Source organism: Paenarthrobacter sp. NPDC057981, assembly GCF_042886835.1.
In the GTDB taxonomy this organism is placed as follows: Bacteria; Actinomycetota; Actinomycetes; order Actinomycetales; family Micrococcaceae; genus Arthrobacter.
In genome coordinates this window covers 38317-63163 of the sequence record NZ_JBHVQI010000011.1, presented here as the reverse complement: position 1 = coordinate 63163, position 24847 = coordinate 38317, and the positions used below count along the sequence as shown (strand labels likewise).

The 24847-nt window shown below is 60.3% G+C and carries 25 protein-coding genes and 3 tRNA genes; 15 read left to right on the top strand and 13 right to left on the bottom strand.

Features of this window, described 5'->3' with window-relative positions:
• Window positions 1-44: 44 nt before the first annotated feature.
• The 5 genes from clpX to ACFVSI_RS12035 form a co-directional block, all read right to left on the bottom strand.
• Window positions 45-1334: an ATP-dependent Clp protease ATP-binding subunit ClpX gene (gene clpX / locus ACFVSI_RS12055; protein WP_144659024.1), complete on the bottom strand. Its 1290-nt coding sequence runs from the start codon at window positions 1332-1334 to the stop codon at window positions 45-47.
• Between the two features lie 182 nt (window positions 1335-1516).
• Complete coding sequence (locus ACFVSI_RS12050) at window positions 1517-2176, bottom strand: ATP-dependent Clp protease proteolytic subunit (protein ID WP_144659025.1); 660 nt, start codon at window positions 2174-2176, stop codon at window positions 1517-1519.
• A gap of 40 nt (window positions 2177-2216) precedes the next feature.
• Window positions 2217-2828 (bottom strand): ATP-dependent Clp protease proteolytic subunit, encoded by a 612-nt coding sequence (locus tag ACFVSI_RS12045; RefSeq protein WP_315973345.1) that lies wholly within the window; start codon window positions 2826-2828, stop codon window positions 2217-2219.
• A gap of 220 nt (window positions 2829-3048) precedes the next feature.
• Window positions 3049-4431 (bottom strand): trigger factor, encoded by a 1383-nt coding sequence (tig, locus tag ACFVSI_RS12040; protein ID WP_387823625.1) that lies wholly within the window; start codon window positions 4429-4431, stop codon window positions 3049-3051.
• A 69-nt stretch (window positions 4432-4500) separates the two neighbouring features.
• A tRNA-Pro gene (locus ACFVSI_RS12035) sits at window positions 4501-4575 on the bottom strand.
• A 126-nt stretch (window positions 4576-4701) separates the two neighbouring features.
• Between ACFVSI_RS12035 and ACFVSI_RS12030 the strand changes: the two genes are divergently transcribed.
• Window positions 4702-4775, top strand: a tRNA-Gly gene (locus tag ACFVSI_RS12030).
• 84 nt (window positions 4776-4859) lie between these two features.
• Here ACFVSI_RS12030 and ACFVSI_RS12025 read toward each other — a convergent pair.
• The 3 genes from ACFVSI_RS12025 to ACFVSI_RS12015 form a co-directional block, all read right to left on the bottom strand.
• Window positions 4860-5747, bottom strand: coding sequence for an Fpg/Nei family DNA glycosylase (locus ACFVSI_RS12025; RefSeq protein WP_387823622.1), 888 nt, complete (start codon window positions 5745-5747; stop codon window positions 4860-4862).
• The gene (locus ACFVSI_RS12020) at window positions 5747-6229 is read right to left on the bottom strand and encodes a ribose-5-phosphate isomerase (RefSeq protein ID WP_387823620.1); all 483 of its coding nucleotides are present in this window, start codon (window positions 6227-6229) and stop codon (window positions 5747-5749) included. The genes ACFVSI_RS12025 and ACFVSI_RS12020 overlap by 1 nt, the downstream gene beginning before the upstream one ends.
• Window positions 6230-6337: 108 nt before the next feature.
• Window positions 6338-7342, bottom strand: coding sequence for a hypothetical protein (locus ACFVSI_RS12015; RefSeq protein WP_387823617.1), 1005 nt, complete (start codon window positions 7340-7342; stop codon window positions 6338-6340).
• Between the two features lie 129 nt (window positions 7343-7471).
• On the opposite strand from ACFVSI_RS12015, the gene pepN reads away from it, so the two are divergent.
• Window positions 7472-10033, top strand: a complete 2562-nt coding sequence (gene pepN / locus ACFVSI_RS12010) for an aminopeptidase N (protein WP_387823615.1) — start codon at window positions 7472-7474, stop codon at window positions 10031-10033.
• A gap of 49 nt (window positions 10034-10082) precedes the next feature.
• Window positions 10083-10562 (top strand): OsmC family protein, encoded by a 480-nt coding sequence (locus tag ACFVSI_RS12005; RefSeq protein ID WP_387823612.1) that lies wholly within the window; start codon window positions 10083-10085, stop codon window positions 10560-10562.
• Here the strand turns inward: ACFVSI_RS12005 and ACFVSI_RS12000 are convergent.
• Window positions 10559-11557, bottom strand: a complete 999-nt coding sequence (locus ACFVSI_RS12000) for an epimerase (RefSeq protein ID WP_387823609.1) — start codon at window positions 11555-11557, stop codon at window positions 10559-10561. The two genes, ACFVSI_RS12005 and ACFVSI_RS12000, sit on opposite strands and share 4 nt — an antisense overlap.
• 86 nt (window positions 11558-11643) lie before the next feature.
• Here ACFVSI_RS12000 and ACFVSI_RS11995 point away from each other — a divergent pair, with 86 nt between their 5' ends.
• Window positions 11644-12342 (top strand): mechanosensitive ion channel family protein, encoded by a 699-nt coding sequence (locus ACFVSI_RS11995; RefSeq protein WP_387823606.1) that lies wholly within the window; start codon window positions 11644-11646, stop codon window positions 12340-12342.
• Window positions 12335-12817, top strand: coding sequence for a globin (locus ACFVSI_RS11990; protein ID WP_387823603.1), 483 nt, complete (start codon window positions 12335-12337; stop codon window positions 12815-12817). Before ACFVSI_RS11995 ends, ACFVSI_RS11990 begins: the two co-directional genes overlap by 8 nt.
• Here ACFVSI_RS11990 and ACFVSI_RS11985 read toward each other — a convergent pair.
• Window positions 12814-13491, bottom strand: a complete 678-nt coding sequence (locus ACFVSI_RS11985) for a hypothetical protein (protein ID WP_387823600.1) — start codon at window positions 13489-13491, stop codon at window positions 12814-12816. The genes ACFVSI_RS11990 and ACFVSI_RS11985 overlap by 4 nt on opposite strands.
• A 63-nt stretch (window positions 13492-13554) precedes the next feature.
• Here ACFVSI_RS11985 and ACFVSI_RS11980 point away from each other — a divergent pair, with 63 nt between their 5' ends.
• Window positions 13555-14460, top strand: coding sequence for an acyl-CoA thioesterase (locus ACFVSI_RS11980; protein ID WP_387823597.1), 906 nt, complete (start codon window positions 13555-13557; stop codon window positions 14458-14460).
• Between the two features lie 58 nt (window positions 14461-14518).
• On the opposite strand, the gene ettA is transcribed toward ACFVSI_RS11980, so the two are convergent.
• Both ettA and ACFVSI_RS11970 read right to left on the bottom strand, forming a co-directional pair.
• Entirely contained in the window at window positions 14519-16201 is a 1683-nt protein-coding gene (gene ettA / locus ACFVSI_RS11975) for an energy-dependent translational throttle protein EttA (protein ID WP_387823594.1), read from the bottom strand.
• Window positions 16202-16257: 56 nt separating this feature from the next.
• A complete protein-coding gene (locus ACFVSI_RS11970; protein ID WP_387823592.1) occupies window positions 16258-16785 on the bottom strand; it encodes a DUF6993 domain-containing protein in 528 nt (175 codons plus the stop codon).
• Window positions 16786-16908: 123 nt separating this feature from the next.
• Between ACFVSI_RS11970 and ACFVSI_RS11965 the strand changes: the two genes are divergently transcribed.
• Window positions 16909-17382, top strand: a complete 474-nt coding sequence (locus tag ACFVSI_RS11965) for an SRPBCC domain-containing protein (RefSeq protein WP_387823589.1) — start codon at window positions 16909-16911, stop codon at window positions 17380-17382.
• 4 nt (window positions 17383-17386) lie between these two features.
• Here ACFVSI_RS11965 and ACFVSI_RS11960 read toward each other — a convergent pair.
• Window positions 17387-17459, bottom strand: a tRNA-Arg gene (locus ACFVSI_RS11960).
• 219 nt (window positions 17460-17678) lie between these two features.
• On the opposite strand from ACFVSI_RS11960, the gene ACFVSI_RS11955 reads away from it, so the two are divergent.
• The 8 genes from ACFVSI_RS11955 to ACFVSI_RS11920 all read left to right on the top strand — a co-directional run bounded on the left by ACFVSI_RS11955 (window position 17679) and on the right by ACFVSI_RS11920 (window position 24786).
• Entirely contained in the window at window positions 17679-17837 is a 159-nt protein-coding gene (locus ACFVSI_RS11955) for a hypothetical protein (protein WP_387823586.1), read from the top strand.
• A gap of 18 nt (window positions 17838-17855) precedes the next feature.
• Window positions 17856-19310 carry a recombinase family protein gene (locus tag ACFVSI_RS11950; RefSeq protein WP_387823583.1) on the top strand — a complete coding sequence of 485 codons (1455 nt, stop codon included), beginning with the start codon at window positions 17856-17858 and terminating at the stop codon, window positions 19308-19310.
• Window positions 19311-19513: 203 nt separating this feature from the next.
• Window positions 19514-19750, top strand: a complete 237-nt coding sequence (locus tag ACFVSI_RS11945) for a hypothetical protein (protein ID WP_387823581.1) — start codon at window positions 19514-19516, stop codon at window positions 19748-19750.
• Window positions 19747-19968 (top strand): hypothetical protein, encoded by a 222-nt coding sequence (locus tag ACFVSI_RS11940; protein WP_387823579.1) that lies wholly within the window; start codon window positions 19747-19749, stop codon window positions 19966-19968. The genes ACFVSI_RS11945 and ACFVSI_RS11940 overlap by 4 nt, the downstream gene beginning before the upstream one ends.
• Window positions 19969-20151: 183 nt before the next feature.
• Window positions 20152-21516, top strand: a complete 1365-nt coding sequence (locus ACFVSI_RS11935; protein WP_387823576.1) for an AAA family ATPase — start codon at window positions 20152-20154, stop codon at window positions 21514-21516.
• 217 nt (window positions 21517-21733) lie between these two features.
• On the top strand, window positions 21734-22033 hold the full coding sequence (locus ACFVSI_RS11930) for a hypothetical protein (protein ID WP_387823573.1): 300 nt from the start codon (window positions 21734-21736) through the stop codon (window positions 22031-22033).
• A 413-nt stretch (window positions 22034-22446) separates the two neighbouring features.
• The gene (locus tag ACFVSI_RS11925; RefSeq protein ID WP_387823571.1) at window positions 22447-22884 is read left to right on the top strand and encodes a helix-turn-helix domain-containing protein; all 438 of its coding nucleotides are present in this window, start codon (window positions 22447-22449) and stop codon (window positions 22882-22884) included.
• Window positions 22885-23313: 429 nt separating this feature from the next.
• Window positions 23314-24786 carry a hypothetical protein gene (locus tag ACFVSI_RS11920; RefSeq protein WP_387823568.1) on the top strand — a complete coding sequence of 491 codons (1473 nt, stop codon included), beginning with the start codon at window positions 23314-23316 and terminating at the stop codon, window positions 24784-24786.
• Window positions 24787-24847 lie beyond the last annotated feature (61 nt).

Here is a 24847-nt window from a genome sequence, read left to right as displayed (position 1 = left end):
ACGGCGGTCCCTGAAGAACCGCTCCTCCTTTGGCCAACGGCGGCTCAGGCGGACTTATTCCGTCGCTTGGCCACTACGTCATGGGCGATCATGGTTGGCTGGGCCTTCTTGGCAACCGCATCGGCTGTGATGACCACCGTTGCTATGTCATCGCGGCTGGGAAGATCAAACATGACCGGAAGCAGCACTTCTTCCATGATGGCCCGCAGACCACGTGCGCCGGTTCCACGCTCCAGGGCCTGGTCGGCGATCGCGTTCAAGGCTTCCTGTTCGAACTGCAACTCCACGCCGTCGAGCTGGAACATCTTCTGGTACTGCTTCACCAGGGCATTCTTCGGTGTGGACAAAATCTGGATTAGGGCCGGCCGGTCAAGGCTGGACACGGTGGTGATGACAGGGAGGCGGCCGATGAATTCAGGGATGAGTCCGAACTTCAGCAGATCCTCCGGCATGACCTCGCCGTAGGTATCCACGGTATCGCGGGCTTCGTTCAGCGGAGCACCGAAGCCGATGCCCTTCCGCCCGGACCGCGAACCGATGATGTCTTCAAGACCGGCGAAGGCGCCCGCCACGATGAAGAGGACATTGGTGGTGTCGATCTGGATGAACTCCTGATGCGGGTGCTTCCGTCCGCCCTGGGGCGGGACCGAGGCGACTGTACCCTCAAGGATTTTCAGGAGCGCCTGCTGTACGCCCTCGCCGGAGACATCGCGTGTGATCGAGGGGTTTTCGCTCTTGCGGGAGATCTTGTCGATCTCATCGATGTAGATGATGCCCTGCTCGGCCTTCTTGACGTCGTAGTCGGCGGCCTGGATGAGCTTGAGGAGGATGTTCTCGACGTCCTCGCCGACGTAGCCGGCTTCGGTCAAGGCCGTGGCATCGGCGACGGCGAACGGCACATTGAGCCGCCGGGCCAGGGTCTGTGCCAAGTACGTCTTACCGCAACCGGTGGGCCCGATCAGCAAAATGTTGGACTTGGCGATCTCCACATCCTCGTGATGGGAGCCCTCCCCCAAGCTGCCGGTCTTGGGTGCGTGGCCGGCCTGGATCCGCTTGTAGTGGTTGTAGACAGCCACTGCCAGGGACCGTTTGGCGGGTTCCTGGCCAATGACGTATTCCTGCAGGAAATCGAAGATCTCGCGGGGCTTGGGCAATTCGAAGCTACCGAGGTCGGAAACTTCCGCGAGCTCCTCTTCGATGATCTCGTTGCACAGCTCGATGCACTCGTCACAGATGTACACACCGGGCCCGGCAATCAGCTTCCGCACCTGCTTCTGGCTCTTTCCGCAGAAAGAACACTTCAGCAGATCCGTGCTCTCACCAATCCGAGCCATGTGGGAATCCCTTCGTTGCATGCGGGTGATGCGGCTCCGCGCCGTACTCAAGTGTGCGGCCAAGCCGCGGTTGGCACCACCGTGACACCATCCACTCTAGGTCACAATGGGCTGCTTGCGTGGAAACAGAACGCCGGTGCGGTCCATATTTCGCGAACCGCACCGGCGTCGTATTCCGTGTGCTACCGGGCGATTGCCTGCGGCTTGATCTTCCGGGAGTCCAAAACCTGGTCGATCAGTCCGTAACTCATGGCTTCGGCCGCCGTCAGGATCTTGTCACGTTCGATGTCGTTGTTGACCTGCTCCGACGTGCGACCCGAGTGGTGGGCCAGCGTGTCCTCAAGCCAGGTCCTCATGCGCATGACCTCCGCGGCCTGGATCTCCAGGTCCGAAGCCTGGCCACCCTGGCCGCCGGAAAGGGCCGGCTGGTGGATCAGGACGCGGGCGTTTGGCAGTGCCAGGCGCTTCCCGGGGGTGCCGGCGGCGAGCAGGACGGCGGCCGCACTGGCTGCCTGGCCCAGGCACACCGTCTGGATCTCCGGACGGATGTACTGCATGGTGTCGTAGATCGCCGTCATGGCCGTGAACGAACCACCGGGCGAGTTGATGTACAACGTGATGTCGCGGTCCGGGTCTGTGGACTCAAGGACCAGCAGCTGGGCCATGATGTCGTCGGCCGACGCGTCATCGACCTGGACGCCAAGGAAGATGATGCGGTCCTCGAACAGCTTGGTGTAGGGGTCCTGGCGCTTGAAGCCGTAGGGCGTGCGCTCTTCGAACTGGGGCAGGACGTAACGGCTGGACGGGAGGTTACCGGCAGACCATCCGAAGTTGTAGTTCATGTTCTTACTCCTGGGTTTTCAGTGGTTCTTTGGTGCCGGGTTAGTTCTCGGAGTTCGACTGGTTGGCCGTACCGCCGCCACCAGCTACAGAACCGGCGTGCGCCGAGATCTTGTCGAAGAAGCCGTATTCCAAGGCCTCAGTGGCGGTGAACCACTTGTCGCGGTCGTTGTCCTTGAGGATGGTTTCCACGGTCTGTCCGGTCTGCTCAGCGGTGAGTTCCGCCATGACCTTCTTCATGTGCAGGATCAGCTCAGCCTGGATCTTGATGTCCGAGGCCGTTCCGCCGATACCGCCGGAAGGCTGGTGCATCAGGATACGTGCGTTCGGGGTGGCGTAACGCTTGCCCTTGGTTCCTGAGGACAGAAGGAACTGGCCCATGGAAGCGGCGAGTCCGGTGGCCACAGTGACAACATCATTCGGAATGAACTGCATGGTGTCGTAAATGGCCATGCCGGCGGTCACCGAACCGCCGGGCGAGTTGATGTACAGGTAGATGTCCTTCTCAGGGTCTTCGGCGGAGAGAAGGAGGAGCTGGGAGCAAATGGCGTTGGCGTTCTCGTCACGCACTTCAGAGCCGAGCCAGATAATGCGCTCTTTCAGCAGGCGGTTGTAGATGTAGTTGTCCTGGGCCGCGGGATCGACAGTTGCCATCCGGGGAGCCTCTGATTGCTGTGACATAAGTACTTACCTCTCGCTGGTGCCAGTGACGTCACTGAACTTCACTACTTGGACACTAACCGTTTTCCGATGCGATTTGTTCGCCGGAATCGCGCTGTTCGCTGACGGCGCACGTCTGCGTTGAGCACCAATGTTCAGCGTTAAACGAAACCGACCCCGGATCATCAGATCCGGGGTCGGTTTACGTCGTTGCTTAGAACTTCACTGCTGCGGGGTCGTCACTTGCAACGGCGTCGGACTCTTCCGTTGCTTCTACAGCGGCTGCTTCTTCGGCTGCTGCTTCGCCGGCGGGGCGGACGAAGTCGCTGAGGTCAACCGTGTTGCCCTCGGAGTCGACAACTTCTGCCTGGCCCAGGACAACGGCCAGTGCCTTACGGCGGCGGACCTCGGAAACCATCATGGGAACCTGGCCGCTCTGGTCGATGATCTGAGCGAACTGGTTGGGGTCCATGCCGTACTGGCTGGCGGTGGTCACGATGTAGTCGATCAGCTCGTTCTGGCTGACCTCTACTTCTTCCTTGTCCGCAATGGCGTCAAGGATGATTTCGTTCTGGAACGCGCGCTCGGTGTTGGCCTTGACCTCGGCGCGGTGTTCCTCGGTGTCGTGGTCACCTTCGCCGTGGGCGTTCTCCGGGTTGAAGTGAGCTTCAAGCTGCTCTTCAACGACGGATTCCGGAACCGGAACCTCTACCAGTTCAACAAGCTTGTCCAGGACCTTGTCGCGGGCCTCGACGCCCTGCTCCACAACCTTGGAGTCGGCAGCCTGCTTGGCGAGGTCCTCGCGGAGCTCTGCAAGGGTGTCAAACTCGGAAGCGAGCTGGGCGAAGTCGTCGTTGGCCTCGGGGAGCTCGCGCTCCTTGACAGCCTTCACAACAACCTTTACCTGTGCAGCTTCGCCGGCGTGGTCGCCACCAACAAGCGTTGTGTCGAAGATTGCCTCTTCGTCGGCGGACAGGCCGGTCACGGCTTCGTCGAGGCCTTCGAGCATGGTGCCGGCGCCTACCTGGTAGGACAGGCCCGCAGCAGAGTCGATTTCTTCGCCGTCGATGGTGGCGGTGATGTCGATGGTGAGGAAGTCATCGTTCTTGGCAGGACGCTCAACGGACTTCAGCGTGCCGAAACGGCCACGCAGTTCGTCGAGGGACTTGTCGACGTCGGCCTCGGAGGATTCGGCAGCGGCAACCTCAACCTTGATGCCTGCGTAGTCCGGCAGCTCGATCTCGGGGCGGACGTCGATCTCCACCTGGAACTTCAGCTCGCCATCGGTTGCGGAGGGATCCGGAACCTCGGTGATCTCAACCTCGGGACGGCTCAGGGGGCGAACGCCGGTTTCCTGGACTGCGGCCTGGTACCAGCCGTTGAGGCCATCGTTGATGGCCGTCTCCAGGACATAACCACGGCCAACGCGCTGGTCGATGAGCTTGGAGGGAACTTTGCCCTTGCGGAATCCGGGAACCTGGATCTGCGAAGCAACGGTCTTGTACGCGGCATCGATGCTCGGCTTCAGTTCCTCAAAGGGAACCTCAACGTTGAGCTTGACCCGCGTTGCGGTGAGGTTCTCGACAGCGCTCTTCACAGTCTAAGTACTCCTGATTTTGTGGGTATGGGGTTCTGATGCGTCCCGGAATCGGACACAAACACAGAGTCGGGGTGACAGGATTTGAACCTGCGACTTCCTGCTCCCAAAGCAGGCGCTCTAGCCAAGCTGAGCTACACCCCGAATGCACAGGACAGTCTACGGGCAAGCGGGCCGAGAATGCACATTTGACACCGCCGCCGGAATTAGGTTTAGTTATACCCGGCTTGAACAGCCACCGGGAAGATGTCCTGAACAGGAGATCCTTTCGGGGACGTAGCTTAATGGTAAAGCCTCAGTCTTCCAAACTGATTACGCGGGTTCGATTCCCGTCGTCCCCTCCAGCGCAAAGGGCCCCGATCCTCGGATCGGGGCCCTTTGGTGTTTCACGCTGTTTTCCAGCATCCGTAGCGGAGGCCGGGGACTTTCTACACTTGGCAGCCAGGGCACCAGTAGAGTTTCCGCGCTCCTATTTCGGTCACCCCCACGAGGGTGCCGCAGGCCCGGCAGGGCATTCCCTCGCGCTTGTAGACAAAGTGGGCATCGGCGTCGTGCGGTTGTGACCCGTCGCCGCTCCACAATGACGGCGGTGTCGTAACAATCCGGCCGTCGCGGACGCCGTCGGCCATGGTCCTGACAGTGTCGTCCCACAGCCGGCCTGCGGTTTCAATGTCGATGCCGTTCCCAGGCGTCCACGGATCCACCGCCTGCCGAAAGAGCACTTCGGCCCGGTAGATGTTGCCTACCCCTGCCAGCACGGACTGGTCCATCATCAGCAGGGCAACCGCCGTCTTGCGGCGGCGCAGGCGCCCGATGAATTCCTCCCGGTCCCCAGGCCGGTTATGGAGGGGATCAGGTCCCAGGCGATCCAGGACCGCTTCTGCCTCGGCCGCGGTGATTGCTGCGCAGGTGGTAGCACCCCTGAGATCTGCCCAGCCATGCTCCGATACAAGGCGGACACGGACCGCCCCCACGGGCGGCGGTGGCCCAACATACTGGCCACCGACCTGGCCGGCGCCGCTTTCCCGCTCACCGATACGGCGCGGAGCTCCGATACTGGAGGACCCGGTAAAGGTGCTGTCCCCACCAAAGCTCCAAGCGCCGTACAGCCCAAGGTGGACATGGAGGAAAAGCCCGTGATCGAACCTCAGGAAGAACTGCTTCCCGTGGGCCAGGGCCTCCACCATCGTTTGCCCTGTCAGCAATTGGGCCCCGGCGACAAAACGTCCCTGCGGGCTGGAGACTTCCAAACGCTGGCCGCCGAAGACATCCTGGAATTGGCGGGCCAGCCTATGGATCGAATGCCCCTCCGGCACTACTGGACGATTTCGCCGGTGGTTTCGTACACGGCGATCTTGCCGATGCGGCGTACGTGTCGCTCATCGTTGCTGAAGGGTTCCTCCAGGAAGGCCTCGATAAGCTCCGTTGCTTCCTCCACAGAGTGCTGGCGGCCTCCCACTGCTACGACATTCGCGTCGTTGTGTTCGCGGGCCAGTTTTGCCGTGGAGAGGTTCCACACCAGCGCAGCACGGACACCTTTGACCTTGTTCGCCGCAATCTGCTCGCCGTTTCCCGATCCGCCGAGCACGATGCCCAGGGCGTGAACTCCCGCCTGCTGGTCTGCGACGACTGCAACGGCCGCATTGATGCAGAACGACGGGTAGTCATCCAGCGCGTCGTATTCCTTGGGGCCGTGATCCACTACTTCGTAGCCCTTCGCGGTGAGGTGGCTGACCAAGTGTGCGCTCAGTTCCATTCCGGCGTGGTCGGTTGCGATGTGGACGCGGGGTGTAGTCACGGAAAGTCCATTCTTTTCTGGGCGCCGGTGCGGCGCTGGCAGCGGCTCTGGGCAGCGGCACAGCATCTGCCGGGCGCGGCGTTGAGGGATGCGCTACCTAGATTACCGCTACCGGGGTTGCGGAGCCTGTCCCTCATCACGCGCACGGTGCGCGGCCCTGTTGAGGATTCCGGCAAGCCTGTCGGCGGATGCAAGCGTGCCTGCGCTCAAGGCAACGCGGCCCCCGTTGAGTTTCCTGACCACTACGGCAGGACCGCTGCCCACCAGCATGGCTGTTGCGTCGTCGTGGTGCCTCAGACCCCACCCGCCGTAATCGGCTGCTTTGACCTCTGCAGCGGCAGCCGCGGAAATCTCGACGGCGGGAACGGTCAGGACCCGCACGATGCCTCCAGCGAACACCTGCAAGCCGCCCCTGTCAGCACGGACCCGGGCAAACAGGAACCCGGCACCAACCAGTGCTGCCAGGGATATCAGGGCCCCAAGCCACGGCACCGCAATGGCAATCAAGGCAGCAGGAAAGATAGCCGACACCATGATCATGACGAAAACTGAACTGCGGGCGTGCACCCACATTCTGAGGCTGTCGCGGGCCAGATCCGGGTCCGCCAAGAGTGCCAACTCCTGCTGCAGCGCTGCATCATCTTCCCTCGTCCAGCGAGGGTCGGGCTTGAAAGCGAACATCATGACAACGCCCAGCGCCAACGCCGCTCCGCTGCCCATGGCCAGCACAATGGGGTCCACATGGGTCTCGCGGGCATCCACTGCCCCGGTTTGGCCTACCAGTCCGGCCGCGAGCACGGTGGTGATGAACAGGCTGACCATCAGCCCAACACCCATCATCACCCGCCGCATAATGACGGGCCTGGAAATTGGGACGGCCTGCACGAACACCGCCCACCCACAGAAGGTGATGAGGGCTGCGCCGCCAGTGACATAGGCGCCGAAAGGCGCGAAGGACGTGCCGCCGTCGGCACTCCACATGACCGCGACGGGATTGGGAAGATCATTGCGCAGCATCTGGGCGCACACCACAAAGCCAGTGGCGAGCAGCAGTGGAAAAGCAACCGCGAACCTCAAGGCGCGGAAATCCAGTTTTTCGCGGATCATTCCCATATCCCAACGCTACTCCGTGGGAGCGACACTGCGGCGATCACTCCTTGCCTTCCGCCCGCGGAGTGAAAGAATAACTTCATACCAGCGGCCGGCCGACCGGCCGGTCATCCCGATCCCCGGAGGCACCACTTGCCAGGCCTGAACCTCACGCGCGATGAAGCCGCGAACCGCGCCGAACTGCTCACCGTCGACTCCTATGACGTCACCTTGGATCTGACGAAAGGGCCGGAAGTCTTCGGATCCACCACCACAGTCCAATTTTCCGCCACCCCGGGAGCATCGACGTTCATCGATGCCATCACCCGCACCGTCCACAGCGTGAGGCTCAACGGAAAAGAACTGGACCCCGCGGAAGTTTCCGACGGCATCCGCATCCAGTTGCCGGGACTTGCCGCCGAGAACGAGCTTACGGTTGTGGCGGACGCCCCCTATATGAATACCGGTGAGGGCCTCCATCGCTTCGTCGATCCCGTGGACGGGGAAGCCTACCTCTACACCCAGTTCGAGGTTCCCGACTCGCGCCGCATGTTTGCCGTCTTCGAACAGCCGGACCTGAAGGCCAGCTTCACGTTCAGGATCACGGCACCGTCGCACTGGGACGTTGTCTCCAACTCCCCCACCCCGGTTCCTTCAGAAACCACGCCTGGTGAGGACGGAGGCGCCCGCTCGGTCTGGGAATTCGCACCCACTCCACGCTTGTCGTCCTATGTCACTGCGTTGATTGCCGGACCGTACCAGTCTGTCCGGTCCGAGGTCACCAGTTCGGACGGCAGGGTCATTCCCCTGGGAGTATTCGCCCGCAAATCGCTGATGCAGTACCTCGACGCGGACAACATTTTTGAGCTGACCCGCCAGGGCTTCGAATTCTTTGAGGCCCAGTTCGGCTGCCCGTACCCGTTTGAGAAGTACGACCAGTTGTTCGTCCCTGAGTTCAATGCCGGCGCCATGGAGAACGCAGGCGCCGTGACCATCCTCGAGGGCTATGTGTTCCGGGGCAAGGTCACCGGCGCACAGATCGAACGGCGGGCCATCACGGTCCTGCATGAACTGGCGCACATGTGGTTTGGCGACCTCGTCACCATGCGCTGGTGGAACGACCTTTGGCTCAACGAGTCCTTCGCCGAGTACATGTCACACCTGGCCGCAGTGGAAAACACCGAGTTCGACCACGCGTGGACCACCTTCGCCTCGGTGGAGAAGTCCTGGGCCTACAAGCAGGACCAGCTGCCCACTACCCACCCGATCTTCGCCGAGATCAACAATCTCGAGGACGTCGAGGTCAACTTCGATGGCATCACCTACGCCAAAGGCGCTTCTGTCCTGCGACAGCTGGTGGCCTGGGTAGGCCCTGAGCAGTTCATGGCCGGAGTCCGGAGCTATTTCAGCAAGCACGCCTGGAAGAACACAGAGCTCGCTGACCTCATGGTGGAACTCGAAGCCGCGTCAGGGCGCGACCTTGACCAATGGGGGAAGCTTTGGCTCGAAACAGCCGGTGTGAACACCCTTTCGCCGGAGCTTGCAGTCGAGGCGGACGGCACGATCACCAGCTTCGCGATCCTGCAGACCGCCATCGAAGAGCAACCCACCCTGCGCCCGCACCGCCTCGCGGTCGGCTTCTATTCGCTGTCAGCAAAAGGTGCCCTGGAGCGCACGCACCGTGAAGAACTCGACGTCGACGGTGCCCGCACCGACGTCCCGGCTCTGGCAGGACTTACCCGGCCGGACCTGATCCTGCTCAACGATGACGACCTCGCGTATGCCAAAGTCCGGCTGGACCCGGACAGCCTTGCCACGGCAAAGGCGCACCTCAAGGACTTCGCCACGAGCCTTCCACGCACCCTGGTGTGGGGCTCGGCCTGGGATGCTGCCCGCGACGGCGAAACACCCGCGCGTGGCTACGTGGACCTGATCCTGGCCAACATTGCCCACGAAACAGACTCCTCGGTGATTCTGGTCCAGCTGCGCCAGCTGGCAACCACCTTGACGTACTACGTCGCCGCCGAACACAAACTCGACACGACTATCGCAGCAGCGGACACGCTATGGGAGCTTGCCTCCTCAGTGGAGCCTGGTTCCGATGCCCAGTTGCAGTTTGCAAAGTCCTACGCGCAGCTCGCCCGGAGCGCCGCCCAACTGGACCGCCTGCAGGCTCTCCTGGACGGGACGGACACCCTCAACGGGCTCACTGTTGACCAGGACATGCGTTGGGAGTTGCTGACCGCCCTTGTCGCCGGCGGCCGTCAAGGCCAGGAACGCATTGACGAAGAACTTGCCCGTGACAACACCTCCAATGGCCAGAACGCTGCCGCACAGGCCAAGGCGGCCATTCCTACCCCGGAAGCCAAGGCAGCTGCGTGGGAGTCGATCGTGGTCAAGGGGGAACTCTCGAACGCGCTTCAGTCCTCTGCGGTGGCAGGCTTCATGCGCGTCCCGGACACCGCCCTGCTGGAACCGTACGCGGAAAAGTACTTCCAGGCGGTGCCCGGGATCGTCAAGGAGCGGACCCACGCCCTCGCCCAACAGATCGTGGTGGGTCTCTACCCGGCCCAGCTCACAACGCAGGCTACTGTGGACCGTACCGATGAATTCCTGGCGGCCCTTCCCGAGGAGAGTGCTGCGCTTCGCCGAATGATGTTGGAAAACCGCGACGGCGTAGCCCGTGCGCTCCGTGCAAGGGCAGCTGACAACTAAGCTCGTTGGCCCGTGCGGGCAGTCGGCTGTGCTTGGCTAGACTGTCCGCATGGGGCTCAATGAACACCACTACGCGCTCACCGTCCGCTGGACCGGAAACCTCGGGGAGGGAACCGCCGGCTACCGCGCGTACTCGCGGGACCACGACGTCGAGATCAGTGGGCTGCCCACGTTGAAGGGTTCCGCGGACCCCACCTTCCACGGAGACCGGACCCGCTACAACCCTGAGCAGTTGTTGCTCGCCGCTCTGTCGCAGTGCCACATGCTGTCCTTCCTGCACGTTGCCGTCAAGCATGGTGTGGTTGTCACGGAGTACACGGACAATGCCGAAGGCGTCATGAAACTCAACCGTGACGGCAGCGGCCAATTCGAAAGCGTGACACTCAAACCGAACGTCACCATCACCGATCCGTCGAAGGCGCCGTTGATGGCGCAGCTGCATCATGAAGCAAACCAGGTCTGCTTCATCGCCAGGAGCGTCAACTTCCCGGTCCACCACGAACCGACGACGACGGCGGCCCTCGCCTAACGCTGTTGCTCCCGCCACTGTGCCACGAGTCTTTGTTCTGTCCCGCGGCTGAGCCCGGCCTTGCGCGGCCGGTCCAAGCCACGTATCCGCTCGTCAGCCAGCGTGGCTGCAAGGGTTTCCTGCCATGGCCGCAACACCATCCCGCGACGCCGTGCGGCCCCATTGGAGCGTGCTTGGAAACCGTCATGGCCCGGAGGAAGCCACAGGGGCAGTGAATCTGGCCCGGCCCAGTAGTCCACGCCGTGCTCCACGAGCCAGTCCTCGGAAGGGCGGATAACATCGTCTCCGCCGGAGCCCGCCTCAGCGCGGCATTGGTCGATATAGTCTCCGAACCGCACCACGTCACCCAAGGCGTTAAACGTGCCCGTGAGCCCTCCTTCAGCGGATCGAAGAATCCACGCAGCGAGATCCCGGACGTCGATGGTCTGGATGGCAGCGGCGGTTATGTCCGGCACCAGCACGGTTTCACTGTTTGCAGCGAAGCGGGCCGGCCAGTAGCCATATCTGTCAGTACCGTCCCCTGGGCCACTGATAAGCCCTGCCCGGACAATGTGCGCTTTCTCCCCCACCAAGCCCAGCGTCATGTGCTCGATCGCTGATTTGGACTCTCCATAGGTTTCCGGGCTGCCCGGCCGCCCCTCGGGCAATGGCTCCAACACTGCCGCACTTTCATCCGCGCCAGGTACTGAGTGGTCCGCATACACCGAACAACTGGAGACGAACGTCCAGTGCGCCGTGCCAGGTCCCAGCACCTCCAACGCATCCCGGGCCTGGACCGGATCCCTGGACACGTCCACCACCGCGTCCCAGCCGCCTGCCAGTTCCGCATAGGCTGCTGCACCCAAGGCGCGATCGCCCCGCACCCAGGTGGCGCCGTCGGGCGGGTTGGTCGAAGAACCCCGGGCAAAACAGGTGACATCATGCCCGGCGGCCACCGCCTGCCGGGCTATTTCTGCTGACAGGAAGGCAGTACCTCCGAGAACCAGGATGCGCATACCGTCACGCTACGGCGCTAGGGTTAAACGTGGACAGAGTGTTCCGCGCCCGGCGAACACGGGCCGACCACAAGGAGTTTTCCACTTTGACCTTCATCCCCCTTGCGGAAGCCATCAACATCGAACCTGAAAAGATCGACCTCGTATCCATTCTCATCACCGTAGGCGTCGGCCTGTTGGTGTGGATAGTGGCACGCTTCATCATTGTGCGCATCACCCGGCGTGTCTCCGCCGGCAGTTCGTTCTTCAAGAAGGCCCATTTCAAATGGGTTCAGCCTGCCATCCGTGCGCTGGACCACGAACGCCGTTCCCAGCGCGCTGAAACCATCGGCTCGCTGCTCACAAGCCTGGTGAGCGTCGTAGTGGTGGTGATCGTCATCATCTACGTCCTCAAGTTCATGAACGTCGACGTCGCACCTCTGCTGACCAGCGTGGGAATCCTTGGTGTTGCCATAGGTTTTGGCGCCCAGCAACTGATCCGCGACTTCCTCGCAGGGATCTTCATCACCATTGAGGACCAGTACGGGATCGGCGACGTGATCGTCACCAGTGAAGTGATTGGTACCGTTGAATCCGTGGGCCTGCGCATAACGCGCGTCCGGGCCGAAGACGGGGCCATCTGGTACCTGCGCAACGGTGAAATCCTGCGGGTCGGCAACCGTTCCCAGGGAGACTATGTGCCGCTGGATTCACCCGATGACAGCAACCAACCCGGCGCAACAGCTGCGCCCGTCACAGCTGGCGCGCCGCGCGTCGCCAAAGCCGAGGAGAAGTCCAATGAGTAACACTGCAGGCGGAGAGCCGCAATCGCCGCAGGCGGGTCCTCGACGCCAGTTGATGCAAAACGATCCGTTCAGCCAACCTGCCTATACGGACAGCTTCTACTCTGCCGTCGGCGGACATGAAACGTTCGTCAAGCTCATTGATGTCTTTTACGACGGCGTGGCTACCGATCCGCTGCTGCGCCCCATGTACCCCGAAGAGGACCTTGCACCGGCGAAGCGCCGCTTCCTGATGTTCCTGGAGCAGTACTGGGGCGGGCCCACCACCTACGGCGAGGAACGTGGCCACCCGCGCCTGCGCATGCGCCACATGCCTTTCCAGGTGACGCCGGAGGCCAAGGACCGGTGGTTGTTCCACATGCGTACAGCCGTAGATTCGCTGGGCCTTTCGCCGCTTCACGAGGGAACGCTGTGGGACTACATGGAACGGGCTGCGCTGACCATGGTCAACAGCCCCTCCCAGGGTCCGCGCAACTAGACCGAAAAACCTAGGCCGAGCCCCGCGCCCGTGCGCACCAGCACGTGGCCGCGGGTTCCGCTCAGCCGGAACCAGCGTCCGTTCCGGAAGACTTGTTGGGCGTCATCCCCAAGGAACCCCAGCGCAAAAGCTGCAAACGCGGCCCCGGCCGGCAGCACCTCTTCGCCGGGAAGCGGTCGGCCCCACACGGCAGCCCTTGCAGTATTGACCACTGCGGATCCCGCAGAGGTGGGAATGACGCTGGCCACCTCCGCAATGCCGGCTTCGGCGGCTGCCTTGAGCTCGGCGTCGGAAATGGACCCCTGGGCTTCCCACCCGCTTCGCGGCGCGCTGACGCCGGCCCACGACTCGGAAACGGTCGCCGGCGGCACGGGCAGTTCGACGTCGTCGGCACCCGAGCGTGCCAGGCGGTCCGTAATGGAGGCGAGCGTTACTGTCACGTCTGCGTGCGCCGGCTCCGCGAGGGCCATGGTGCGGAGACCAAGAATCGTGGGCGTCGATTCACCGAGAATCCGCGGCCTCAAGACGCACACGTAGGCGGCCAGGACGTTGCCTGCGGCCTGGAGCCGGATGCCGCCGTCGTCGATGCTCTTTGCCCGGGTGACGAAGGTCCGCAAATCAGCGAGGTCCCGGGGATCGGCGAAGCGGAAGGACTGGGTCAAAACGTCTGTCACATCATCGACTCTACCGGCATGTCCCCGGTTGAGAGGGGTCGGGGCGGCGTCTAAAGTCGAACCATGACTGAGACGAACGCTGGCCTCCAGGTGGAAGCACCCGAAGTAGACCCCATGGAAGTGCTGATTGGCCTGCTGGACCTTGGTGACTTTGACGGTGCAAGGACCAACGAGGACATCTTCCTCGGCCCATCACAGAAGCAGCCACGGCATCGTGTTTTTGGTGGGCAAGTCCTGGCCCAATCCATGATGGCCGGCATGCGCACTGTTGAGCCGGACAGAGTGGCCCACTCCATGCACGGTTACTTCCTGCGTCCGGGCGACGCGAACAAGCCCATCACCTTCGGCGTTGAACGGCTGCGCGACGGCCGTTCCTTTTCCGCCCGCCGCGTGCATGCTTACCAGGACGGTGTCCCCATTCTTTCGATGATTGCCTCGTTCCAGGTCGAAGACGGCGGCCTGGATCATCAGGCAACCATGCCCGAAGGCATCCCGGATCCCGAAACGCTGCCCAGCACGGCCGAACTGCTGTCCCACTACGACCACCCGCTGGCGCGGCATATGTCCTCCGAGCGCCCCTTCGATGTCCGCCACATCGACCCCGCGCTCTACGTCTCCCCGCCAAGCGACCACGTGGCCACCAACGCTGTGTGGATGAAAACCATGGGTCCGCTCCCCGATGATCCGCAGCTGCACATCGCCGCCCTGGCCTACGCCAGCGACTACACGCTGCTTGAACCCATCCTCCGCAAGCACGGCCTGTCCTGGATGACGCCGGGCATGAGCGTTGCCAGCCTCGACCACGCCATGTGGTGGCACCGGCCCGTGAAAGTGGACGAGTGGATGCTGTACGTCCAGGAGTCCCCCAGCGCCCAAGGAGCCCGCGGATTGGCCACGGGCAGGATCTTCAACCGCGACGGCGTCCATGTCGCCACGGTGGCACAGGAAGGCATGGTCAGGATTCCGTAGCCTGACGAGACAAAAGAAGAGGCCGGTCCCAGCAGGGACCGGCCTCTTCTTTTATGTACTAGTCGCGGGTGAGGCGACGGTGCGTCACGCGGTGCGGCTTGGCGGCATCAGGACCCAAGCGCTCCACCTTGTTTTCCTCGTACGAATCGAAGTTGCCCTCGAACCAGTACCACCGGGACGGGTTCTCGTCGTCACCTTCGTAGGCGAGGATGTGCGTCGCCACCCTGTCCAGGAACCAGCGGTCGTGGGAGACCACCACGGCGCAGCCCGGGAATTCGAGAAGCGCGTTCTCAAGGCTGCTCAGGGTTTCGACGTCGAGGTCGTTGGTGGGTTCGTCAAGAAGCAGGAGGTTGCCACCCTGCTTAAGCGTCAGTGCCAGGTTGAGGCGGTTGCGCTCACCACCGGAGAGGACTCCGGCCTTCTTCTGCTGGTCCGGGCCCTTGAAGCCGAAAGCCGAGACGTAGGCGCGCGAAGGCATTTCGACCTGACCCACCTGGATGAAGTCATTGCCCTCGGAAACAACCTCCCACAGGGTCTTGTTGGGGTCGATACCGCCACGCGACTGATCAACGTAGGAGATCTTTACCGACTCGCCGATCTTGAGGTCGCCGCCGTCGAGCGGTTCCATCCCGACGATCGTCTTGAAGAGCGTCGACTTACCCACACCGTTGGGGCCAATCACACCAACAATGCCGTTGCGGGGAAGGGAGAAGGAGAGATCTTCAATAAGAACGCGGTCATCGAAGCCCTTCTTCAGATCCTTGGCTTCGATCACCAAGGATCCCAGGCGTGGTCCCGGCGGAATCTGGATCTCTTCGAAGTCCAGCTTGCGGGTGCGCTCGGCCTCGGCAGCCATTTCCTCATAGCGGGCCAAACGCGCCTTCGACTTGGTCTGGCGGCCCTTGGCGTTGGAGCGTACCCACTCAAGTTCCTCGCTCAGGCGCCTGGAAAGCTTTGCGTCCTTCTTACCCTGAACCTCAAGGCGTGCCTTCTTCTTCTCCAAGTAGGTGGAGTAGTTGCCCTCATACGGGTAGAGGTGGCCACGGTCCACTTCTGCGATCCATTCGGCCACGTGATCCAGGAAGTACCGGTCGTGGGTGACGGCGAGGACAGCACCGGGGTACTGGGACAGGTGCTGCTCGAGCCACAGAACGCTCTCGGCGTCCAAGTGGTTGGTGGGTTCGTCAAGGAGCAGGAGGTCAGGCTTCTGCAGCAGGAGCTTGCACAGGGCGACGCGGCGACGTTCACCACCGGACAGGACCGTTACGTCGGAATCTGCAGGCGGGCAACGCAGTGCGTCCATGGCCTGCTCAAGCTGGGAATCGATGTCCCAGGCATCAGCGGCATCGATGGCTTCCTGGAGCTTGCCCATTTCGTCGAGCAGCGTGTCATAGTCCGCGTCCGGGTTGGCCATCTCTTCGGAGATTTCGTTGAAGCGCTGGATCTTGCCGTAGATCTCGCCAACGCCTTCCTGGACGTTGCCCAGAACGGTTTTTTCCTCGTTCAGCGGCGGTTCCTGCAGGAGGATGCCCACGGTGTATCCGGGGCTCAGGCGGGCCTCGCCGTTGGAAGGGGTGTCCAAACCGGCCATGATCTTGAGGATGGTGGACTTGCCAGCACCGTTCGGGCCGACGACGCCAATCTTCGCGCCGGGGTAGAACGACATGCTGACGTCGTCCAGAATAAGTTTGTCGCCAACGGCTTTGCGAGCCTTGGTCATCGTGTAAATGAATTCCGCCATGCCTTTAAATCTAATGGGTAGGCGTACATAACTCACATTCGCAGGCCGCGGGTGAACTAGCGGGCGTCTCCCACGAAGCACTTTCCAGTGGCCAGGACGGGCAGCACGGTCACCACGACGCCGCCGTCACGTATCTGGCCCATGACGCAGGAATTGCCCGACAACGCGGCCGCCTCGATGGCGTCGACATCAAGCCCGGTTGGCGTTCGGCTGACCGATACCTCGAGGTTCCCCTCAGGGATCCCAGCCGATACCAGGGCAGCCCGCAGCGATTCCCGGTCCGGTTTGGGATTGCCGGCCACGAGGCTCTTCAGTGTGGACTCGACGGTCTTCGTGGTTGCCAGCACGGCAGGATCGGGGCTTTCCGAGGGTCGGGCGCCTGTTGAGGGGTTTGTTTCGGCGCCGGCCGACGGAACGGCGCTGCCGGTGCCCTGGCTCGCGATGCCCGCGGGCTGCGTCGACGAACCGGCGGGCGTGGGAGAGGCGGGCGCGGCAGTGCACGCCGCCATCATCACGACGGTCGCGGCAAACATCAGCGCCCCACCTGAACGCCGGACGCTGGTGGTGGACGCCTGTGCAGCCAAGCCAAGATTTTGTGTGGTTCCCCTGCTTATCACCTAGCCATTGTGCCATTCACATGAGGCCTGGACCGGCGTAGCGTGTGCTGGGAGTCCCCAAGAGCCTGAAAGTGAGAGGGAGCGGACACTGTGGGTGAAGGAGTCAATGACGTCGTCGCGTCAACCACGATCGGTGCACAGCCGGAAATAGTGTGGGAAGCCCTAACTGATCCCGAGCTCATCAAGCAGTACTTTTTGGGCACCCAGGTCACCACCACCTGGAAAGTGGGCGATCCGATGACGTACTCCGGCGAATACCACGGCACGGTGTACAAAGGCACAGGGACCATCCTGGCTTTCGATCCTCCTGCGAGGCTTAAGACCACTCACTTCAGTCCTGCTTCAGGGCTTCCGGACATCCCCGAGAATCATCACACCGTGGAATACGTCTTGGACCGGACTCCGGGCGGCACCACTGTGACCATCACTCAGAGCAACAATTCAAGCGAGGACGAAGTTGCATCCTCCACTGCCACGTGGCAACTGGTATTGAGCAACCTGAAGGAATTTCTGGAGTCCGTCTCAGGGAAAAACACCCTCCTTGGAGGTAACCAAGGAGGGTGAACGGTGCCCCAGGAGGGAATCGAACCCCCGACCGGCGGATTAGAAGGCCGCTGCTCTATCCCCTGAGCTACTGGGGCGCACTGACTCGACGACCACATGGGCCGTCCGCGCCACAAAGAGTTTACATGCGATCGCTCGGCCGCATGCCATCTGCGCTCCAGGCATCACTGTTCCTCAACAACTGGGCCAACCCAGGAGTTATTCACATAGCAAAGGACAGTACTGCCATCCCGAAGGTCACTCGATGAAGCTGAAAGGGCCGGACAGGCACTTCCCTACATCGTGAAGGACCACCAATGAACGACATGATCACCGTCAGGGGCTTCGTGGCCTCGGACGTGAAGACTTCGACCACCACCCGCGGCACTGCAACAGCAACTTTCCGCCTCGGGACCACCGAGCGCCGCTACGACCGGGCGAGCAACACTTGGGTGGACGGCAACACCAATTGGTAGGCGGTACCATATGGGACTATGACAACATGCGCTGTTTACCTCAGGATCTCCAAGGACAAAGGCCTTGGTACCGCTGACGAAGGCCTAGCCGTAGACCGCCAGCGGAAGGACATTCACAAGCTGCTCCAGTCCAAAGGCTGGACCGTCGGAACTGAATACATGGACAACGACGTATCCGCTTCCGGCAAGGTCAAGCGTCCTGCCTATGAGCGGATGCTGTCCGACTTCGAAGCTGGAGCTATCGACGCCATAGCCGCTTGGGATCTTGACCGGCTATGGCGCGTTCCCATGGAGTTTGAGCACCTTCTGAACCTCTCCGAGAAGCAAGGCCTCAAGCTCGCGACCGTAGGCGGAGACGCTGACCTTGCCACAGATAGCGGCCAACTCTTTGCCCGTATCAAGGTGGCCGTTGCTCAGGCTGAACTCACGCGACGGAGCGCACGCCAAAAGGCCAAGTTCGCACAGGACCGCGAAAACGGCGACCACCATTGGCGCGGACGTAGGCCGTTCGGTCTGGATCTCGACGGCAAGTTAGTTCCGGAGGAAGCTCAAGCTATCCGGGACATTGCGGAAATCATCCTTGACGGAGGAACCCTCACAGCCGGTCTGGATATCCTCCACGCTCGCGGGATCAAGACCACCTTTGATAAGGAATGGAAGCGTCAGCCGCTCCGGCGCACCATGGAGCATCCTCGCTTGGCTGGACTGCTGGAGCACGAAGGCGACCTTATTAAAGGCAACTGGGATGCCGTCCTCGACCGTCAGACTTGGGACGCTGTTGTTGCAGCCCTCAACACCAAGGGACGCCCCAAGCCCAAGCGGACAGAGCATGAGTACTTCCTGTCTGGACTGCTGACCTGTGAGGCCTGTGGCGGCAAGTGCTACGGACGCCAAACCAAGCGGAAGCTCTCCACCGGAGTTACCAAGATTGGCTACATCTACCGTTGTGAGCACAACCACGTCTCCAAGGAACTCAAGAAAACTGACGATCTGGTGATCCTCCAGACGTTGGCCGTACTGCTTAATACGGATAACGCGGAGGTTGAGGCCGACAAGGACTCACTCAAGGAACTCCGGGAGGCACGCGCTCATGAGGTCAAGCGCTGGACTGACTGGCTGGAGGAAGCAGCGGAGGAAGGCCTCAGACCTTCCGAGATCCGCCCAGCCCGTGAGAAGCATGAGGCGAAGCTCAGGGACATAGACGGCAAGATTGCGACCATTGAGAAGGTTTCCTTGGTCCGGTTGCCGACAGTCGATGAACTGGCTGAGGCGACGGAGGATGCAGACGGAGTAATCAAGTACGTCTTCGAGTGGGACGCCCTGAGTCTGGAGAAGCGGAGGCGCTACGTCTCGACGGTCTGGGAGTCAATCACCCTCAAGGCAACGGGACGCGGAGCACGCTGGAGTGACGACAACATAGCCCTTGTACCCCGGAAGCCCGTAGCCGATTTGGTCCAGACCCCACGGCCATGAAATAATACAACCTCGCATGTTGCTTGGCTCAGCCCTCATCCTTTACCGGATGGGGGTTGAGTCGTTTAAAGGAAAGTTTTGTAGTGTACAACGGTTTTGGCTTGACAGATCCGCTCCCGCGTGGATAATGTCGCCCTGCCCGAAAGTTGTGATATAATAGACCTACGAACACAGAAACACAACCCCTAGAGAAAGAAATTTTTATGACCTCACTCACCGAGCTACGCAGACAGCGCAGCTACTCCCAGACCATGTATGCCCGTAAGCAAGAGCGCTACGCCAAGGACCTTGAGAATGCCAAGGCGCACATTGAACACCTAGACCAAGAGATCCAGCAGCTAGAAGATCTGGAGGAAGAGGACGAGCGCCGCAAGGCAACGGTTGAAGCCCTCAGGGACATAGGCCGACGCGCACGCGAGAAGGCACAGGCTAGCGCGTGAAGCGACTAGCAGCCGGAGCGCTGGCGCTGGCCGTACTGGCCGGAGTGACAGCATGTGGACCCTCAGAGGAAGAGAAGCAGCGGCTAGGCAAGTGCGCTCAAGAGTACTTCGACGGCCACTATCGGAAGATCTCCACGGAGGCCGATCTCGACCAGCTCAACAAAGAGATTGAGAAGGCCTGTGGCGTGAACATGCACTACAAGATGCCGTCCAAGTAAACGAAAAGGCCCCCGCCACCTGTGATTAACAGCGGGAGCCTACTCTCGTAATCAACTGAATAAAAATCCAGCTTCACTAATAATTATACCACGGCTTCCGTGGCGGTTGGCTGGAAAAGTCAAGGTCAAAACAAATCAAACGAAAGGCTCACATGAGCGAACTAACAACCAGAAGGAACAGCAATGTCAACCGAAACCACTACCTATAACGACAAGCAACTCAAGCTTATTAACCACCTCCAGCACATGAGCAGTAGCACCGTATGCAACGCTCAGATCTGGAAGTTCAATGGCTTCAACATTCCCGTTGTGCAGACAATGGACGAAGTTCGAAGCCTTGGACTGCAAGGCCTCCCTTCCTACCTCAAGGATGAGATCAGCAACAGCGTCAGCTTCGGTCCGGAACTCCTGTACACCGAGTTTGTACAGGCTCTCACTGAGATCAACAGAGAGCACGCGGCTTCCGTACTGGAAGCTGAAGAGGCCGAAGACCGAGCACGGAACCGCCTCAAGTCCGTTACGGATATGCTCAAGACTCCCGAAATCGATTGGCTTGTTGAGGATAAGATCCACCGCTCCGGCCTCTTCCAAATCTTCGGAGCTTCCTACACCGGCAAGACCCTTCTAGTGCTGGATCTCGTTATGAGCTGGTGCGCTGGCCTCGACCGGTGGCAGGGCTACAAGCTAAACAACGACGGGAAGCCACAGGAAGCCGTCTACGTGGCCGCTGAAGGTGGCGCAGCTCTTTCCGTGCATGTTGACGCTTGGCTCAAGTACCACAAGGACGTAGACCCTTCCCGCCTCAATGGCTTGGTCTTCCTCGACGGCGGCGAAGGTCACCACATGTTCCTAGGTATCGGCAAGGAACAGCCGGAGCCTGAGGATGGGTTTATGCGCCTAGTCCGCGAAATCAACGAAGTGGACATTACTCCCTCGCTGATTGTCTTTGATACTCAAATTGACCTAGCCCCAGGAATCGATGAGAACTCGAATACGGACATGGTTGGAGTACTCCGTGAGGTCAAGCGACTGGGAGACTCCCTAGGCTTTATGGCGATCGTTGTCCACCACACAGGGCACGACGGCAACAAGGCCCGTGGAGCTTCCGGCATGATGGGCAAGTGTGACGTACAGGCCAAGCTCACCAACATCGGTACCGGTAAGGCCAAGCTTGAATGGACCAAGGTCAAAGGCCGTGCGCTTCCTCAGGACACGATCAGCTACCACATTCAGGGATACCGGGAGATCGACGGATTCGACTCTGAAGGCGCTGTATGCGTTCCGTTGTCCAAGCTCCAGCAAGGCATAGCGGAACACGTTGCAGCTCGACCCTCGGAAGATCTCCAGCGCGAAGTAATGAACGCGATCAGTTCCGGTGCTACCTCAGCCCGAGCAATCGCGGATGCCCTTGGAATGAACAAGGATTCCGCCAAGCTCCGTGAGGCTTTGAAGTGGATGCAGGAAGCAACTCAGATCGTAAAGACCGGATCAGGCCCTAAAACTGCCTATTCATTGTCTGCCTTGTCTGTCGCTCCATCCGAGTACTGACAGACACAGACAATACCCAGACATAGGCAGACATTGGATGCCAAACCCTTGCAAATAAAGGGAAGTAGGGCCATTCAATGTCTGCCTCTATGTCTGCCATACATTCAACCGCCTTGTATGTCTTGTCTGGGGGGGCTTTAGCCCCCAGACAACAGACATAGACACAGACAAGCGGACAGAAGACAAGCAAGAAACACCTCACACAGAAGGAATCACCATGGAAACCACAACACCGGAACCAACTCCCATCTTCTGGGATAACTCCCCTGCCGAAGAGATCCGCTACCAGCTCAACAGGAAAGACCTCTACCAGCATCCGACAACGGACGAGTACGGAATGACCTACGCCAAGGAACATGACGGAGAGGCTCTAGTAGTCGTAGGAATCGGGAAGGAAAGCGGATTGCCCGTTGTCCTCTTCCCGGCTGACCACGTAACCCCTGAGACCAACGTCAAGAGCAGACCGGTAGCGGAAGATCTCGACCTCAAGTGCACGGAAGCGGCGGAGCAGAGATGACCATTGCGCTACTCGTAATCGGAACTGTCTTGGTACTGGATAGGTGGCAATCACTGGCCCAATACCGCCGAATCCTTAATGAGAATCGTTCGCATTCCGTGATATAATAGTAGTGTGCGATGGCCCTTTGAATTAACTTTGGGTTGCCCCTGCGATTGAACTTTGGGGGGTTTAAAACAATGGATCTCACAGCCCTTGTCGGACAGGTTCCACCGGAGCTTGTACCGTACGCAATTCTTGCCTTTCTGGTTTGGGAAGTGATCCGCCGAGCGTGGCCTATCAAGACCAATAAGCGCAACAAAGATGACGATGAACCCGGAACACCGGCCACCGTCAGAACCGAAACCCCCGCTATTGGGTAATTAGCTGACAGACCGGAAAGACGGTCCTTTGTACTTTAACGAGAGGCTCCAATGGCGCTATTTATGGATATCAGCAGAGACGACGACGAGACAGTGTTGTCCGTTGTCGTTGGCTGTGATTGCCATAGTGGCGCGAGAGCTATCTACGTAGACCTCAAGGAAGCCCAGCAATGGGCAGTGGAGCACGCTAGGGACGTGCACCCCGGAGGATCAACAGCAGTCCAACAGATAGGCGACCTGAGGCGGACGCGGAAGCCCAAGCCACCGACAGGCCCAAGGGGACAAGTCCAAGACCGGATGCTATCGCTACTGAGGGAACACGGAACACTCTCCACCAAGGAAGTATCCGAGCTGTCAGATAAGCCAATGCCACACGTAAACAGTGCGCTCCGTGAGTTGCAGCGCAAAGGCAAGGTAACCAAGGAACGCAGTACTACCTCACGGCTTATGTACTGGACAGCAGCAGAGGAATTGCTAGAGGCAAGCTAGCGCAGGGCAAGAGGCCCAACCGGAGAGCAACCGGAGAAAGAGCTACTGAGAAAGACGGATAACCCGAGAGGGATACCGCTATGTCAGTACGCCAGTACTCCAGTACCCGCAGTGTTGCAGCACGCAAGGTAGTAGCAGCCATGCTGCCCAGCCCTTGCTCTATCTGTGGCCGAGTAGTCACAGCCGATATGAAGTGGCAGGCCGACCACGTCACACCTCGCGTTGTAGCTGAGGCTCAAGGCTGGACAGCCAGTGAGATCGATAGCCCAAGCAACCTAGCCGGAAGCCATGCGTCATGCAACGTGCGATCAGGCGCGAAGCTTGGCAATCAACTTCGATCCAAGGCACAGACCCCTACCCGCCACGTCCCCAAGGTCAAGCGACCGACGCTGAAGCCTTTTTTGACAGAGATCTCCAATACCCCGGCTGTTGCCCCTCAAATTCTCTCCCCTGAGGCGGCACAGGATGACGCCTAAGACGTACACAGCCGTTCCGCGCTTCCACTCCCCTGTACCCGATTCTGTGGACCTTACAGAGGCACACAAGGCCGCTAACCTCATCAAACTTCCGCTCTTTCCGCAGGGTGAACAGGTGGCCGGCCTGTTGGAAGCCAAGAACGCGGAAGGCCTCCCGCTCTATCCCGAGCTGGTTATCCAGATGGGCCGACGCGCTACCAAGACCTCAAGCATTCAGGCCACACTTCTAGGCCGCTGCTTCTCCATTCCGGAGTATCAAGTAATCTCCACGGCTCAGACTGGAACGCTCTCCCAACAATTCCTAGCCGAGCTTGGAAGCCGGTTGGAGCTGGCGTTTCCGGATGACAAGACAAGGCCCTTCCGCTTCTACAAGTCCAATGGCTCTATCCGCATTGTCTGGGACAACGGATCTGTCTGGCGTGCCGTCAAGCCACAGGCCTCCGCCTTCCGTGGCTCCGCTGCTGACACCATCTTGTTTGATGAGGCAGGAGAATACGACTCCAAAACCACGGAAGATCTCCTAGCCGGAGCCATGCCCGTACTGGCTACTCGTCCCTCCGCTCAGCTCATTGTTACCGGAACCCCTCCACGGACGCGGGAAGGCCTCCTATGGCAGTACCTCACAGCCGGTAGGAAGGGCACGGAAGACCTAGGCATCCTTGATTACTCCATGGAGCCAACCGATGACGCCACAGACGAAGAGCTGTGGAGCAAGGTCTACCCCGGAATCTCATCCGGCCTTGTAGCCGTCAAGTTCCTCCGTAAGGCGCTGGAGACCCAAGGCCTTCTGTCCTTCAGTCGTGAGTTCCTATGCCTAGATCCTGTGGCGTCCTCACTCCGTGCGATCTCAGAAGAGGACTGGGAAGCCGGACAGGTGCCAGAGATGCTGGATCTCCCTGTCGACAACTTCTCTATCGCCTTCGATACGACACCTTCAGGGGATGCCGGAGCCGTTGCAGTGGCCTTCTACACGTCAGACGGGCTTCCACACGTGCAGATTCTTGAGCATAAAGGCGGAATTAACTGGCTCCCTGCCTACATTGGCAAGCTCCTAACCGAGCACAGAGGCGCTGAAATCGGCTTTGACAGCATCGGAAACAACCTCACAGTGTTCCAAACACTGCAAAGGAACCGCCGAATTAGCACGCATAACCTCCGAGCAATGACCATGAAAGAGGTTGCATCCGGAGTTTCGTACATGACAATGCACGTTTCGGACCGCGCTCTAGTGCACGCCAAAGACCCCAGCCTCGATAAGGCAGTAGAGGCCGCAGCATTCCGCTACTCCGGAGACTCCCGCCTGTGGAGCCGTGGAAATTCCAATGAGGACATTAGCCCTCTCATTGCCGCATCTAATGCTCTCTACATTGCCGCTGGAAAGCGTCACAAAGAGCCACGCAAGCGCCGCGAGCTGCTTTCTCTCTAAAGCGTTTCTTGAAATTCGCATGATATAATGGTAGAGAACTACTTGCCATGGTTCTATCCAA

Excerpts from the sequence above, each read along its gene's own strand:
- ACFVSI_RS11945 (WP_387823581.1), top strand. The coding sequence starts at position 19,514 with ATGACCTCACTCACCGAGCTACGCAGACAGCGCAGCTACTCCCAGACC.
- ettA (WP_387823594.1), bottom strand. The coding sequence starts at position 16,201 with ATGGCGGAATTCATTTACACGATGACCAAGGCTCGCAAAGCCGTTGGC.
- ACFVSI_RS11955 (WP_387823586.1), top strand. The coding sequence starts at position 17,679 with ATGAACGACATGATCACCGTCAGGGGCTTCGTGGCCTCGGACGTGAAG.
- ACFVSI_RS11925 (WP_387823571.1), top strand. The coding sequence starts at position 22,447 with ATGGCGCTATTTATGGATATCAGCAGAGACGACGACGAGACAGTGTTG.
- ACFVSI_RS11930 (WP_387823573.1), top strand. The coding sequence starts at position 21,734 with ATGGAAACCACAACACCGGAACCAACTCCCATCTTCTGGGATAACTCC.
- ACFVSI_RS11990 (WP_387823603.1), top strand. The coding sequence starts at position 12,335 with ATGAGTAACACTGCAGGCGGAGAGCCGCAATCGCCGCAGGCGGGTCCT.
- ACFVSI_RS12000 (WP_387823609.1), bottom strand. The coding sequence starts at position 11,557 with ATGCGCATCCTGGTTCTCGGAGGTACTGCCTTCCTGTCAGCAGAAATA.
- ACFVSI_RS12005 (WP_387823612.1), top strand. The coding sequence starts at position 10,083 with ATGGGGCTCAATGAACACCACTACGCGCTCACCGTCCGCTGGACCGGA.
- ACFVSI_RS12045 (WP_315973345.1), bottom strand. The coding sequence starts at position 2,828 with ATGGCAACTGTCGATCCCGCGGCCCAGGACAACTACATCTACAACCGC.
- ACFVSI_RS11935 (WP_387823576.1), top strand. The coding sequence starts at position 20,152 with ATGTCAACCGAAACCACTACCTATAACGACAAGCAACTCAAGCTTATT.
- ACFVSI_RS11950 (WP_387823583.1), top strand. The coding sequence starts at position 17,856 with ATGACAACATGCGCTGTTTACCTCAGGATCTCCAAGGACAAAGGCCTT.
- ACFVSI_RS12050 (WP_144659025.1), bottom strand. The coding sequence starts at position 2,176 with ATGAACTACAACTTCGGATGGTCTGCCGGTAACCTCCCGTCCAGCCGT.
- ACFVSI_RS11980 (WP_387823597.1), top strand. The coding sequence starts at position 13,555 with ATGACTGAGACGAACGCTGGCCTCCAGGTGGAAGCACCCGAAGTAGAC.
- ACFVSI_RS12015 (WP_387823617.1), bottom strand. The coding sequence starts at position 7,342 with ATGGGAATGATCCGCGAAAAACTGGATTTCCGCGCCTTGAGGTTCGCG.
- clpX (WP_144659024.1), bottom strand. The coding sequence starts at position 1,334 with ATGGCTCGGATTGGTGAGAGCACGGATCTGCTGAAGTGTTCTTTCTGC.